General features: G+C 62.6%; 13 protein-coding genes. 4 read left to right on the forward strand and 9 right to left on the reverse strand.

Annotated elements, in window-relative coordinates:
* The first annotated feature begins 129 nt into the window (after positions 1 to 129).
* The 3 genes from ACX80M_RS01445 (at position 130) to ACX80M_RS01455 (ending at position 2,827) form a co-directional block, all read left to right on the forward strand.
* A complete protein-coding gene (locus ACX80M_RS01445; protein ID WP_056344331.1) occupies positions 130 to 1,140 on the forward strand; it encodes a DNA-directed RNA polymerase subunit alpha in 1,011 nt (336 codons plus the stop codon).
* Positions 1,141 to 1,217: 77 nt separating this feature from the next.
* Positions 1,218 to 1,901 carry a 50S ribosomal protein L17, sunset domain variant gene (gene rplQ / locus ACX80M_RS01450; RefSeq protein WP_459308416.1) on the forward strand — a complete coding sequence of 228 codons (684 nt, stop codon included), beginning with the start codon at positions 1,218 to 1,220 and terminating at the stop codon, positions 1,899 to 1,901.
* Between the two features lie 32 nt (positions 1,902 to 1,933).
* Positions 1,934 to 2,827, forward strand: coding sequence for a tRNA pseudouridine synthase A (locus tag ACX80M_RS01455; RefSeq protein WP_252598395.1), 894 nt, complete (start codon positions 1,934 to 1,936; stop codon positions 2,825 to 2,827).
* A gap of 73 nt (positions 2,828 to 2,900) precedes the next feature.
* On the opposite strand, the gene ACX80M_RS01460 is transcribed toward ACX80M_RS01455, so the two are convergent.
* Entirely contained in the window at positions 2,901 to 4,568 is a 1,668-nt protein-coding gene (locus ACX80M_RS01460) for a sensor histidine kinase (RefSeq protein ID WP_459308419.1), read from the reverse strand.
* 252 nt (positions 4,569 to 4,820) lie between these two features.
* On the opposite strand from ACX80M_RS01460, the gene ACX80M_RS01465 reads away from it, so the two are divergent.
* Positions 4,821 to 5,624, forward strand: a complete 804-nt coding sequence (locus ACX80M_RS01465; RefSeq protein WP_252598393.1) for a response regulator transcription factor — start codon at positions 4,821 to 4,823, stop codon at positions 5,622 to 5,624.
* Positions 5,625 to 5,628: 4 nt separating this feature from the next.
* On the opposite strand, the gene ACX80M_RS01470 is transcribed toward ACX80M_RS01465, so the two are convergent.
* The 8 genes from ACX80M_RS01470 to ACX80M_RS01505 form a co-directional block, all read right to left on the reverse strand.
* Positions 5,629 to 6,093: an Hpt domain-containing protein gene (locus tag ACX80M_RS01470; RefSeq protein ID WP_459308421.1), complete on the reverse strand. Its 465-nt coding sequence runs from the start codon at positions 6,091 to 6,093 to the stop codon at positions 5,629 to 5,631.
* A 92-nt stretch (positions 6,094 to 6,185) separates the two neighbouring features.
* Complete coding sequence (locus tag ACX80M_RS01475; RefSeq protein ID WP_459308535.1) at positions 6,186 to 7,070, reverse strand: type II secretion system F family protein; 885 nt, start codon at positions 7,068 to 7,070, stop codon at positions 6,186 to 6,188.
* Between the two features lie 7 nt (positions 7,071 to 7,077).
* Positions 7,078 to 8,019 carry a type II secretion system F family protein gene (locus ACX80M_RS01480; RefSeq protein ID WP_459308423.1) on the reverse strand — a complete coding sequence of 314 codons (942 nt, stop codon included), beginning with the start codon at positions 8,017 to 8,019 and terminating at the stop codon, positions 7,078 to 7,080.
* A complete protein-coding gene (locus ACX80M_RS01485) occupies positions 8,016 to 9,533 on the reverse strand; it encodes a CpaF family protein (RefSeq protein WP_459308425.1) in 1,518 nt (505 codons plus the stop codon). The genes ACX80M_RS01480 and ACX80M_RS01485 overlap by 4 nt, the downstream gene beginning before the upstream one ends.
* Positions 9,533 to 10,729 carry an AAA family ATPase gene (locus ACX80M_RS01490; RefSeq protein WP_459308427.1) on the reverse strand — a complete coding sequence of 399 codons (1,197 nt, stop codon included), beginning with the start codon at positions 10,727 to 10,729 and terminating at the stop codon, positions 9,533 to 9,535. The genes ACX80M_RS01485 and ACX80M_RS01490 overlap by 1 nt, the downstream gene beginning before the upstream one ends.
* A complete protein-coding gene (cpaB, locus tag ACX80M_RS01495; RefSeq protein WP_459308429.1) occupies positions 10,726 to 11,484 on the reverse strand; it encodes a Flp pilus assembly protein CpaB in 759 nt (252 codons plus the stop codon). Before cpaB ends, ACX80M_RS01490 begins: the two co-directional genes overlap by 4 nt.
* A gap of 39 nt (positions 11,485 to 11,523) precedes the next feature.
* The gene (locus ACX80M_RS01500; protein WP_459308431.1) at positions 11,524 to 12,561 is read right to left on the reverse strand and encodes a pilus assembly protein TadG-related protein; all 1,038 of its coding nucleotides are present in this window, start codon (positions 12,559 to 12,561) and stop codon (positions 11,524 to 11,526) included.
* Entirely contained in the window at positions 12,549 to 12,923 is a 375-nt protein-coding gene (locus ACX80M_RS01505; protein WP_459308433.1) for a TadE family protein, read from the reverse strand. The genes ACX80M_RS01500 and ACX80M_RS01505 overlap by 13 nt, the downstream gene beginning before the upstream one ends.
* Positions 12,924 to 13,070 lie beyond the last annotated feature (147 nt).

A 13,070-nucleotide genomic window follows, 5' to 3' on the forward strand; every position in this document is an offset into this window, starting at 1 on the left:
TTTTCCAGTAGCTTGAGCTTGCCCGGACCGTCAATGGTCCGGGCAAGCCCAGCCGCGTTAAGTCTTCAGACCGAATTTCCACCACCTGTGTTGCGTCATATAGCGGATGCTCGCCGAAAGGAAACCTAAGTGCTCATTGCACAGCGCCCCACCCTCTCCGAAGAGGTAGTCTCCGATAACCGCTCGCGTTTCATCATTGAACCGCTGGAACCGGGCTTCGGCTACACCCTCGGAAACTCCCTCCGCCGTACCCTGCTCTCCTCCATCCCCGGTGCCGCTGTAACCAGCATCCGGATCGATGGCGTGCTGCACGAGTTCACCACGGTTCCGGGTGTCAAGGAAGATGTCACTGAGATCATCCTGAACATCAAGAGCCTGTCGGTTTCCTCCGAGCACGATGAGCCGGTTGTGGCTTACCTGCGCAAGCAGGGCCCCGGAGTCGTCACCGCCGCGGACATCGCTCCGCCGGCCGGCGTCGAATTCCACAACCCGGATCTGCACATTGCCACGCTGAACTCGAAGGGCAAGTTCGAACTCGAACTGACCATAGAGCGCGGCCGCGGCTACGTTTCGGCAGCTCAGAACAAGTCCGGCGACTCCGAGATCGGCCGTATCCCGGTCGACTCGATCTACTCGCCGGTACTGAAGGTTACTTTCCGCGTGGAAGCAACCCGTGTTGAGCAGCGCACCGACTTCGACAAGCTCATTGTCGACGTCGAGACCAAGCAGGCCATCGCCCCGCGCGATGCTGTTGCTTCCGCAGGTACCACCCTGGTGGAACTCTTCGGTCTTGCCCGCGAGCTGAACACCGCAGCTGAAGGTATCGAGATTGGCCCGTCGCCGACGGATGCTGCCCTGGCAGCAGACATGGCACTGCCGATCGAGGATCTGGACCTCACCGTCCGTTCCTACAACTGCCTCAAGCGTGAGGGCATCCACACCGTGGGTGAACTCGTTGCACGCTCCGAGGCTGACCTCATGGACATCCGTAACTTCGGTGCGAAGTCCATTGACGAGGTCAAGGCAAAGCTGGTTGAACTGGGCCTGTCCCTCAAGGACTCGCCTCCCGGTTTTGACCTCGCAGCACGCGCCGCAGCAATTGAAGAGGACGACGCCGCTTTCGGCGACGACGAACTCTAACAAACAGATCTTGGCCGGCTGGCTGGATGCACCACGGTGTGCGCAGCCCACTGGCTTCCATATGAGGAGAAACTATTATGCCTACCCCCGCTAAGGGTCCGCGCCTCGGAGGCGGAGCGGCTCACGAGCGTCTTATGCTCGCGAACCTGTCCGCCGCACTGTTCGAGCACAAGCGGATCACCACCACGGTGACCAAGGCCAAGCGACTGAAGCCGTACGCCGAGCGTCTGGTGACTTTCGCCAAGCGTGGCGACCTGGCTTCCCGCCGCCGTGTACTCGGCCTGATCAGCAACAAGGGCATCGTCCACGAGCTGTTCACCGACATTGCACAGGCAGTGGAGAACCGCGACGGCGGCTACACCCGCATCACCAAGATCGGCAACCGCAAGGGCGACAACGCTCCCATGGCTGTCATCGAACTGGTTCTCGAGCCGGTTTCCGCCAAGCAGGCTGTTGTGGCCGAGGCTACTCAGGCTGCCGCCAAGGCTGCTCCGGTTGCTGAGCCTGTCGAAACCGAAGCTGCCGAGACCGAAGCTGCTGAAGCCAAGTACGCCGGCTCCAAGCCTGCTACGGCTGACAACGTCGCCCCTGAGGGCTTCGAGGTCAAGGGCAACGAGGACTCCATGAAGTACCACGTCCCCGGCTCACGCTGGTACGACGCCACGGTTGCTGAAGTCTGGTTCGACTCTGCAGAGTCCGCTGCAGCCGCAGGCTTCGTGCCTGCCGGCGGCGATGCTGCGCAGGCCGTCGAAGCTGAGTAATCAGGCGCTGACGCTCCAGTAGACTTAGGTCTATGAACGACCAAAAACCCGCTGCCCCCGTTTTGGGGGGCGGCGGGTTTTTGCGTGTCCGGTTTGATTTATCGTACGACGGCGGCCCCTTCAACGGGTGGGCAGTGCAGCCGGGATTGCGGACCGTCCAGGGCATCCTGGAAGAGGCGCTGGCGCTGTTGATCCGCCGGCCCATCCGGGTCACGGTGGCGGGGCGTACCGACGCGGGCGTGCACGCCCGCGGCCAGGTGGTCCACCTGGACCTGACCGAGGCCGAGTGGCTGAAGCTGCCGCGCGGGCACGAACTGGATCCCGCCGTCGCGTTCCAACGGCGGATTCGCGGTGCCCTCAGCAGGGGGCTGGGCGACCTGACCGGTGCCATCGAGGTTCACCTGGTGTCCTTGGCGCCTGTGGGGTTTGACGCCCGCTTCTCTGCGCTGTGGCGGCGCTACAGCTACCGCATCGCGGACGGTCCTGCCCTTTGGGATCCGCTCGAACGGTACTTCACGCTTTGGCACCAATGCCCCCTGGACGTGGACCTGCTGAACGAAGGTGCAGCGCAGCTGCTGGGGCTGCAGAACTTCCTGTCCTACTGCAAGCCGCGGGAGGGTGCCACCACCGTCCGCGAGCTGCAGCGGTTCGAATTCCACCGCGGTGAGGACGGCGTTATTGTGGCCACCGTCCAGGCCGATGCTTTCTGCCACAACATGGTGCGCTCCCTGGTTGGTTCGGCGCTGTTCGTGGGGGAGGGCATCGAGGAGCCGGGGTGGCTGCATGAGCGGCTGCTGGCCAAGAAGCGTGACGCCAAGTCCGTCCTGGCCGCCCCGCACCCTCTGGTCCTTGAAGAAGTGGCCTACCCGTCAGACGACGAGATGCTGGCCCGTGCCGAGCTGACAAGGGCAGTCCGCAAGCACTAGTCCGGTCCGGTGGTCGAGCCCCTGACCCCATCGACTGCCCCGTGAGCGCCCTTTTGGGCCTCGAAAAGGGCTTCTACGGAGCAATCGATGAAGGGGTGGGCAGGGTCATTGTGAAGGTGCTGCCGCCGCCTAAGTCGCTGGCGCAGGCGATGGCACCGCCGTGGCGTTCCAGGATGGTCTTGGTGATCGACAGGCCCAGTCCGGCTCCCGGAATGGCAGCGTCCCGGGCCGACTCGGCGCGGAAGAACCGGCTGAAAACCTTGGCCGTATCCTCCGGCGCCATGCCTATCCCGGTGTCCTGCACGACAAGCTTCACCCACCCCTCGGTTCCGGAAGCGCTGATGGTCACCGTGCCGCCGTCGGGTGAGTACTTGATGGCGTTCGACACCAGATTGTCCAGTGCCTGCCCGATCCGCAGCGGGTCTGCATAGGCCCAAAGCGGGGAGGGAACATCGGCCACGAGGACTACGGCTGACCGCTCCGCGTGCGCCTGGGCTGAGCCGATGCTGGTCTCGACGAGGCCGGAAATGTCCGTGCGTTTCGGGTGGACGTTCAGGGCGGCGGACGCCTCGAGCGTCAGGTCCGAGACCAGGGCAAGCAGCCGTTCGGAGTTGCGCTGCACCACGTCCAGGCGTTGGAACGTGAGGGCGGAGAGCCCGTCGCTGTCCTCGAGGACCAGGTCGATGTTGCCCAGGATGGAATTCAGCGGCGACCGGAATTCGTGGGACACGTTCGAGACAAGTTCCTCGTTCGCGGCCATGGCTTCAACCAGCCCCGTCACGTCGCTGTAGACGACCACCGCTCCGGTGAGGCGGCCGTCGTCGTCCATTAAGGGCCTGGCGGCTGTGGACACAGCGCGCTGCTGCGGGACATCGCCGATCCAGACGAGATAGTCCGCGAACGATTCACCCTCGATGGCGCGCTGGAGGGGACGCTTGTCCGGCGGGAGTGGAGTCACTTTGTCCTGGGCGAAGACCCGCTGTTCGCTGTGGTCGGCAGGCACGACGCCGGCGGGTGCTGCAGCCTGCTGCCACCGGCGCATCATGTTGTTGGCCAGCAGCTGGTCACCGTTCGAATCGACGGCAACAATGCCGACGTCGGTGGCGTCCAGGATGGTCATCAGGAGTTTCTCGCGTTCCCGGCTCGCGGCGAGCAGCTCCCGCAGTTCCTCGCCCATGGCCTGCAGCTCGCGCTGCTGGACGCGCATATTGACGCTGGCGAACCGGATTGCGAGCGAGACGGCGAGCATCATGAGTGGAAATAGGATCAGTGAAGTGATATCCGCTGCCGTGAGGTTGGGGAGTTTTCCAACCGTTGACGGGAGCATGATCAGCAGTGGCCCTACTGCGCTGAGCACGAGGCTTGTGCGGACCATGATGCCGGAAGCGGCCAACCAGATGACCGGAAAGACGACCAGAATTGCCAGGCCCGGCAGAAGGGGCGCGGCTCCGTTGCGCAGCAGCGCGATCGCCAGCAGGTCAAGAACCGGAATTAACAGGTAGGAGCTATGGTGCAGGCGCTCCCAGGGAGTGAGGAAACAGGCCACGAAAAGAATGAGATGAAGGGCGATTGCAGCCATGTAGAGGGGACTGACCAGCAGAGATGGCCAGGTGAAGGGTGTCATCACGCCGAGGATGGTGACAATGAGCGACAGCGGAAGCTGGCACAAAGCAACCTGGGTCCGGGGGCCAAGTTTTTTGAAATAGAGCGCCACCGCCCGGGGCGAGGGACGTATGGGCATAGGATCTCCACCTTTTCTGACGGCCCCCATTCCGTCCCCAATGAATTGATGCAACCGAATATCTGAAGGCTGACGCGGTCTATCTTCAGAATCCGGATATGCATGTGTTGTCATGGTAATTGACTTTCCAAAACTAAACGCGGGAAGGCGTGTCATCCGACGTTCATACTTGTACCGTATAGAGAGTTGGAGTGGATGAGGGATTGGCGCTGGGCTGATGGGGGCCTCTTCCACCTGGCATCGGGGATAGACATGGAAGATCTTGGGGTAGCAGTAGTAATCGAGGACGACGCCGATGTGCGGAACCTCCTTGAGGGGATCCTCCGTCAGGCCGGGTTTGAGGTCCATACCGCCGCCGAGGGGCGGGAGGGCGTTGAGGTGGTGCGACATAACAAGGCCCAGGTGGTCACGCTGGACATCGGCCTTCCGGACATTGACGGTTTTGAGGTCCTGCGGCGCATCCGGAATTTCAGTGATGCCTATGTAGTAATGCTGACCGGCCGGACCGAGGAACCCGATCTGCTCTCGGCCCTGAACGCCGGTGCGGACGACTACATTGCGAAGCCCTTCAGGCCGCGTGAACTTCGGGCCAGGGTGGCGGCCATGATGCGCAGGCCGCGCCATGAGGTCGCCAGTCCACCCCAGGCGGCTACATGGGCCGAGCCTCCGGCCGCGCCGGCGAGCTTCACCCACACGGGAGTTCTCCAGCACAACGGGCTCATTCTGAACTACCGGACCCGCACGGTGGTGATTGGAGAGGTCAACCTTGGGCTCACGCGCAGCGAGTTCGACCTCCTGCACACTTTGCTCCGCGGCGAGGGGGAGGTGTGTACGCGGTCCGATCTGGTGCGAGCAGTCCGCGGTGACCTTTACGAGCCGGATGCCTATATCAGTGAGGCCGACGAACGGGCTGTTGAGGTCCACGTCGGCAACCTGCGCCGTAAGCTCCGGGAGGATCCGCAGTCACCGCGCTGGCTTCAGACTGTGCGGGGAGTGGGCTACCGGCTCGCACCAACAAGGACCGACCTGCAGGGCTGGCCGGGGGCTGGTCACTGAAGGGTTAGTCGTTTTTCAGGATGTAGTTCGTCTGGAGTTCTGAGACTGTATGCACTCCGTGCTCGGCCAGCGTTGCCAGCAGTGCCTGGCCTTGGACGAAGTCGCTGCGGCGGATGGCATCCTCCAGTGCTTGAGCCAGGACTGACAAACGGATCCCGCCCACCATGGCTGAAGCGATCCGCAGGCTGATGACGGCGTCCAAAGCAATGGGGCGGTCCTCGGTGTGGACCGCTGCCGCCAGCCGGCTGAAGCGCTGGTCCCACAAAGACGCGTAATCGCGGGCGAATCCAAGGGCAAGTTCGGGGCCGTCCAGTTCTGCTTCCAGCTCTGCCAGGATGTCCGGTTCGACCCAGCGCGCTGGCTCTTCGCCCATCATCGGCAGGCCAGCGCCCACGCCCGCAGCAGCCCCCGCAGCCGACGGTTCGGCAGGGACACCCCCGCTGCTGGAGGTGAGTCGTGGACTATCCATGCTTCAAGGCTACTTTCTGTAGTTACTTGTGAGTCCGTTTTGAGTAGAACCTGTGGAAACCTTGAGTCATCCTTGACTTGACGTATCTGCCGTCATTGCCCGCTGAATGTGACAACCGCGTTGATAACCGCCGGCCCCAGAATGGCGATGAAGAGCACGGGAAAAATAAAGAACAGCAGGGGAAAAAGGATCATTACGGGGAGTTTCATGGCCTTTTCCTCGGCACGTTGGCGGCGTTTTACGCGCATCACCTTGGCCTGGATCCGCAGCACCCGGCTGATGGCGATGCCATAGGTATCTGCCTGGACCACTGCCTGGACAAAGCTCCTCAGCTCCGGGATGTTGGTCCGCTCGGCCAGTGCCTGGTACGACTCACGCCGGCTGCGGCCCACCTGCATGTCCTGCAGGGTGCGGACCAGTTCGTCGGCCAGTGGCCCATTGCCGTTTTCGCCGGCGCGGGCCATGGCCCCTTCGAACCCAAGGCCCGCCTCCACCGAGATCAGCATCTGGTCCAGGGTGTTGGCCAGTTCCAGCTGCATGGCCTTCTGGCGCTCCATGCCCTTGCTGTAGAGCATCAGGTCCGGGATGAAATAACCCAGGAAGAGCAGGAAGATGCCCGCGAGCTTCATGATGGGCGTGCTGCCGACGGCGCTCAGGTAAAGGCCGAGGGATGCGCCGGCTATGCCAAGGGCAATCTTGGCGGCAAGAACCTTTTCCAGCGGCATCGATACCGGCCGTCCTGCCAGCGAAAGGAGCCTGTCTAGGAATGCGACGTAAGCGGGCGGAGTCAGCCGCCGCCCGATGGATTCGAGCAAGCCTGTCTTGGGCTCGGGTACTGAGCCTGAGAGTGCGGCGCCACGGCTGAGGAGCTCGGCGGTTACTACCCGGCCCTTCGGATCGGCTGTCAGGACTGACCAGGCCATCGCGGCCACGGGAACGCAGACCAGGACCACGGAGAGGAGTATCAGGGGGTTCATCATGTCCTCAAAACTTCAGGTCGATGATCTTGCGCATCCACAGCGAGCCGATGGTCATAAGGACAAACGAGGCACCCAGCATGGCCCAGCCCAAGGGATGGCTGAACATTGGATTCATGTAGCCGGGGTTCAGTGTCATGAGCATAAGCACAATGCCGAACGGCATGGCAATGAGAATGTAGGCGGAGAACTTTCCTTCCGCGGCAAGCGCCTTGATATGGCCCTTGATCTCGCCTCGTTCCCGGATGGTCTCGTTCACTTGGTCCAGGACCTCCGCGAGGTTGCCGCCCACCTCGCGGTTGATCTGGATTGCTTGGGAGACCCACACGAAGTCCTCGTTCTTCATCCGGAGAGCGGTGTCGTTGAGGGCTGCCAGCAGGTCACGGCCAAGGCTCGTCTCAGTGATCACACGCCGCATCTCTTCCGACGTCGGTTTCTGCGACTCCGCCGCGGCTGCGTCGATCGCGCGGAGGATACTGTGACCTGCGCGCAGTCCGCCGGAGAGGAGCTGAAGCGAATCGCCAAGCTGGGCATCAAACTTAGCCCGCCGCTTCCCCGCCAGATAATTCAGCACGAGATGCCCTACGAAGGGCGACAGCATCGCCAGAAGCAACCCTATGAGGGGCCCGACGGTCACGATGCCTACGAGGAATCCCACACAAGCGCCGGCCGCCACCAGAATGAAGAACTCTGCCTGGCTCAACCGGAGACCGGCGTTTTCAAGCTGCGCACGGGAGAAGAGCTGAACGGCGCGTCCCCCTAACATCCGCTCGAAGGAGGCCACGGCAGAGGCCGCGAGGCGCGTCAACGTGGTCGGCGGGTTCGTTTCGAACGGACGACGGCGGTCCATCGGCACCTCGGGGGTGCCGGGGGCCAGTACCGCGAGGCTGAGGAGGCTGATCGCCGCCAGCAGGACGACGATCCCCACGTACAGTGTCACGATGGTCATTTCGCGACCGGGGAGAGAGAACCGGCAAACACCGCCGGTGAGACGTGGATGCCGAGATCTTCGAACCGGTCAATGAACCGCGGCCGGATGCCGGTGGCGACCGGCTTGCCGAGGAACCGGCCGTGGGCGTCCACCCCCGCAGAGTAATCGAACACGAACGCGTCCTGGAGTGTCACGATGTCCCCTTCCATGCCCTGAACCTCAGTCACATGAGTGATGCGCCGGGACCCATCCCGCAGGCGCGAGATCTGGACAATAAGGTTCACGGCGGACGCGATCTGTTCACGGATGGCCCGCAACGGCAGGTCCATGCCGGCCATAAGCACCAGCGTTTCCAGACGGGCGACGGCGTCGCGGGGCGAGTTGGAGTGCACCGTGGAAAGAGACCCATCGTGGCCAGTGTTCATGGCCTGCAGCATGTCAAGGGATTCACCACCGCGGACCTCACCCACCACGATGCGATCCGGCCGCATACGCAGGGAGTTGCGCAGCAATTCGCGGATGGTCACCTCGCCTTTGCCTTCCGTGTTGGGCGGACGGCTTTCAAGCCTGACCACGTGCTGCTGCTGGATCTGCAGCTCCACGGCGTCCTCGATGGTCACGATCCGCTCGTCTCCCGGAAGGAACGAGGACAGGACATTAAGCAGCGTGGTCTTGCCGGTTCCGGTGCCGCCGGACACGATGATGTTCAGCTTGGCTTTCACGCACGCGTCCAGCAGTTCAGCCATCTCCGGGGTCAGTGTGCCGAAGTCAATCAGGTTGCGGACCGTAAGGGGTACCTTGCTGAATTTTCGGATCGTCAGCGATGATCCGCCAACGGCCAGGGGCGGGATGACGGCGTTGACGCGTGAGCCGTCCTCGAGCCGGGCATCCACCAGCGGGGACGACTCGTCGATCCGGCGCCCCACCTTGGACACGATGCGCTCAATGACCTTGCGCAGGTGCTCCTCAGAGCTGAAGCGCGATTCGGTAAGGATGAGCTTGCCTTTGCGTTCCACGTAGATCTGGTCCATCCGGTTGACCATGATTTCCGTGACGGCCGGATCGTCCAGCAACCGCTGCAGCGGGCCATAACCGAGGACGTCGTCGGCGACATCGCGGACCAGCCGGATGCGTTCCTCCGCGGACAGCGGAACCTGTTCCGCATCAATGATCTTGGTGAGCTCTTCCTTAGCAGTGCTCCGGAGCTCGTGTTCTGTCACTGACGTATCGTTGAACCGCGTACCCATCCGTTCAAAGAGGGCGTTCGCGGCACGCAGTTTCATCGCAGCAAAGACATCCACCGGTTTTGACTTGGGTGTCTGGGCCGCCGGTTCCGATGCAGTGGCTGGTGAAGGTACGACCGCGGCTGGGTGCAATCCAGCGGATTCCTCCACCCTCGTCGCGGACACCGCACGCTGGGGTACGGTGGTGCGGACCGGCGTCGTGCCTTTGACGGCAGGGCTCACGGGGAGCGCAGGGTGCGCGGCCTGGTTCCTGTCCTGGACTGCGTTGATCCGGTCGGAGAGTTTCATTAGATGACCACCCTTCGGTGAAGCTTGCGCTGGGCCTGGGTCCGCCAAGCGGGGTTGAAGCGTTCAACCAGCTGCTTGAGGCTTTTGACAGCGGGATCCTTTTTGGATTCCTGCAGGACGGGGATGCCCCGATTGGTGGAAAGCGCAACGGCGCGGGAACGCGGGATGCTGATGTCCACGGGAGCGCCGATGGTGGACTCGACGTCCTGGACGGTCAGGCCTGCTTTAGCATCAGCCATGTTCAGGACTACATGCCGTGACTCTGGCGTGATTTCCAATTGCCGGAGGACTTCCAAGCCGGACCGCAGGCCGCGGAGGCTGGGGATGTCCATGGCACTCACCCACACCACATCGGTGCACTGTTCCATGGCCGCAATCCCGATCTCGGGGAGACCGGGTGCGGTGTCCAGGACCACGTACTGGAACTCCCTGGCCAGCTGCTCAAGCAAGTGCGTGATCTGATCGGGCGTGATGTGGTCTGCATCCACCGGGGTTGGCGGCGCACAGAGAGCGTAGATACCGGCCGGATGGACGGTCAGGAAGGCCTTAAGGACAAGGGAGTCCTGCGCTGCGGCCGGTGTCACGGCGTCCGTGATGGTGTGCTCGGGATTGAGGTACAGGCCGGAGGCGACATCGCCGAACTGGAGGTCCAGGTCAACGATGACAACGCTCATGGGTGCGATCTGGCCAAGCCCGATGGCGATGTTAGTGGCAAGGGTGGTCTTGCCCACGCCACCCTTGGGGGAGAATACTCCGACCACCAGTCCCTTGCCGGCATTTTCGGCCGGCGGTGCATCCAGAGTGCGGTTTCGGGTCGCGAAGGACTGGCAGGCATGTTCCAGTAGGACGCGAATCTCAGCGGCATCGGCGCTGGGGCTCATAATGTCCCGGATACCCGCGCGCATTGCGTGGAGAAGGACGGACGGATCGGCATCGCTGACGAGGACGATACTGAGCCCCGGCAGCTGGACGTCGAAGACCTTTGCAAAACGCAACGCTTCATCAGCGGAAACATCCGGCCCGATGATGAGAACCTCGGGCTGCTCCTGGTTGAGGAGGGCAAAGAGTTCCTGCGGGCCGGCTGGGAGGATGTCCGAGGCGATGGTCTGCACCGTGCCCCGGATTCCGTTCGCTACGGCCTGGCGAATTTTGCGGTCGAAATCTGTGTTGGGGGAGAGGAGGACAAAGCGGCTCACTTGTGCACCACTTCCTTGCGCTCGATGCGGGGTCCGTTGTCCTGGGCGTCAAGAGGTTCCTTGGTGAGCCAGATGCGGCCGAACTCGGAGGCGAAAACGATCTTGCCGGCGTCGACGTCGTTGACCGCGACGGTGAGCATGAGCGAGCCCTCCGGAAGGGTGGTGTCCTGCGGGTCGGGTGCGCCTTCCGCAGGCTTTTCGGCTGGCGTGGTCTGCGGCGCGCGCTGGACTGCAGTGACCAGAGCCTTGTGGACCGTTAGCTGTGTAGTTTCATCTTCGGGTTTGGCCTTGAAGGCTCCCTTCTCGAACGAGAGGAAAAACCCGACGTGGTCGCCGACGTCGATGCGTCCTCCGACAACCCTCTTCGGCTCCACTTCGAAGGAGACTTCCTGGAAGCCGGCCGGGACTTTCAGGGCGCCCTCACGTTTGACTTGTTCCGGGGCGACGAGCCGTTCGGCGAGGAGCTGCTCACCCGGGACGAGGGGTACGGCACTGACAGTGCCGGCGGAGTTGTCCAGGTTGCTGAGCGCAGTGTCGGCGACGCCGGCGGCGGGAACCTGCTCGATGACGAGAGAGGCGGCCATCTCGTTAACGGGGGTTCCGGCGGGAATTGCTGCCTTGACCACGAGGACGTTCACTGGCTCCATCGTCGCCATGGCACGCTGGTCGGCCCCCTGCGCATAGAAGATGATGAGAAGTGCGCCCACGATCGCCAACGCAATCGCAGCCGTTCCTGCCAGCAGTCGAGACTTCACTTTTTACTCCTGGGTTGGGGATCGGCGGGTGCGAGTGGACTATAGGGTCATGCGGGCGATGGTGGCGCCGTATTCGTCCACGGGCCCGAGAGTGTAACCATCCGCGAGGGACACATACTTGACGAAGCTGCCGATAACTCCGCGGCACTCGCCCTTGCATTCGGTCGCGGTGGTGACGCCCGTTGTCGTAGATCCCTCACTTTGGAACTCGTAGGGCAAACCCGTGCTGCCGCTAAACTTCCAGCCGGATACCTTGTAAGCGGCAAATGACACCATTCCGTAAATGGCACCGGCACCGGTTCCGGTGACCTTATTGAAAACGGGCAGGAGGATGATGACGTCGCGCCCGGCTGTTATTTCACTTGCCCAGCGGTTGAGCTCGGTTGAGCAGTTTCCAGGAGCGTTGTTGCCGGGGTCGCTGCCGCCTTCACTAACCGCGAGGTCAATGGTGCCGCCGCAGGCGCCTGTGTCCTGGACTAACCAGCCGAAACCGCCCTGCACTGCTGCTCCGGACGGGCCGTAGTTGCAGTCCGCGTTGGCGTTCTTGCCGTGTTCCTGGAGCAACTGCAGCCCGGCGCCGATGTTGTCCTTAACCTGGCAAATGGAAAATGCGAGGGGGAAGGCGGTGCGTCCAGCCTTTGGGCTTCCCCAAACGGCGGAGGACCGTGCGCCGACCTCTTTGGTGGGCACTCCCAAGATGTCCGCGAAGAAGAGGGACACCGAGTTATCCACGCCGCCGGCTTCCTTCGCGGACGTGGTCACCGATACGGTCCGGGCGGTCTTATCGAGTGCAATAGAGTGGACCGTGCTCATGCCATCGAGGGCGTTCTGGTTGGCGAGACTGGTGGCGAGCGTCGACGTCGTGGAACAAGATTCACTGCTGGCCTGGCGGGCGCATTTCTGGGCCAGTGCAATGGCGGAGGCGTCCGCGCCGCTTTGCAGCTGCGCGCGTTCTGAGTAAATGACGCCCACGTCGACGGCGATCGCCACGAAGCCGAGGAGAGTCACCATGAGGATTGCAATGATGACGCTGAGGGCGCCGCGCTCGTTTTCGTTGTTCCCGGTCAGCCGCCGCACAGCATAACTCCCTTGCCTGTCATCGGGAAGGGGCCCGCGATGCCGGTGATGGTGGACAAGTTGTACTTGATGGTGAGGGTGACCTGGCTCCCCGTGCTGCAAACATCAGTGCTCAAGGTGATGTCTGAATCCGAGATCGTTGTGCTGACCGACGCTGCAGCGTTCTTGGCTGCTGCCTTGGCGGCAACGGGGTCATTGGCAATCGCCATGACCCGCACTCCTTCTCGGCCCGCGTTCGTGAGAGTGATCTGGGAGTTGTAGGCCCGGCCGAATTCTATGGTTCCAAGGACAAGCAGGAGGAGCACAGGAAGCAGTATCGCGAACTCAACGGCCGCTGCCCCGCGTTCGGATGGCTCGAGCATTCTCTGCGTGCCTCTCTTGTCTTCTGGTCAACCGCGTGTGTTCGAACAGCGAAAACAGGTTGTGCGGCGCAGGTTTAGGACTGCACCGCACAACGGTTTTGAGTGGGTTACGTCGCCGGGCCAGATGCCACATATTGATACATGGGA

It is taken from the genome of Pseudarthrobacter sp. MDT1-22 (assembly GCF_054511035.1).

Coding starts and splice junctions, on each gene's coding strand:
- rplQ (WP_459308416.1), top strand. CDS start 1,218: ATGCCTACCCCCGCTAAGGGTCCGCGCCTCGGAGGCGGAGCGGCTCAC.
- ACX80M_RS01455 (WP_252598395.1), top strand. CDS start 1,934: ATGAACGACCAAAAACCCGCTGCCCCCGTTTTGGGGGGCGGCGGGTTT.
- ACX80M_RS01460 (WP_459308419.1), bottom strand. CDS start 4,568: ATGCCCATACGTCCCTCGCCCCGGGCGGTGGCGCTCTATTTCAAAAAA.
- ACX80M_RS01465 (WP_252598393.1), top strand. CDS start 4,821: ATGGAAGATCTTGGGGTAGCAGTAGTAATCGAGGACGACGCCGATGTG.
- ACX80M_RS01470 (WP_459308421.1), bottom strand. CDS start 6,093: ATGGATAGTCCACGACTCACCTCCAGCAGCGGGGGTGTCCCTGCCGAA.
- ACX80M_RS01475 (WP_459308535.1), bottom strand. CDS start 7,070: ATGAACCCCCTGATACTCCTCTCCGTGGTCCTGGTCTGCGTTCCCGTG.
- ACX80M_RS01480 (WP_459308423.1), bottom strand. CDS start 8,019: ATGACCATCGTGACACTGTACGTGGGGATCGTCGTCCTGCTGGCGGCG.
- ACX80M_RS01485 (WP_459308425.1), bottom strand. CDS start 9,533: ATGAAACTCTCCGACCGGATCAACGCAGTCCAGGACAGGAACCAGGCC.
- ACX80M_RS01505 (WP_459308433.1), bottom strand. CDS start 12,923: ATGCTCGAGCCATCCGAACGCGGGGCAGCGGCCGTTGAGTTCGCGATA.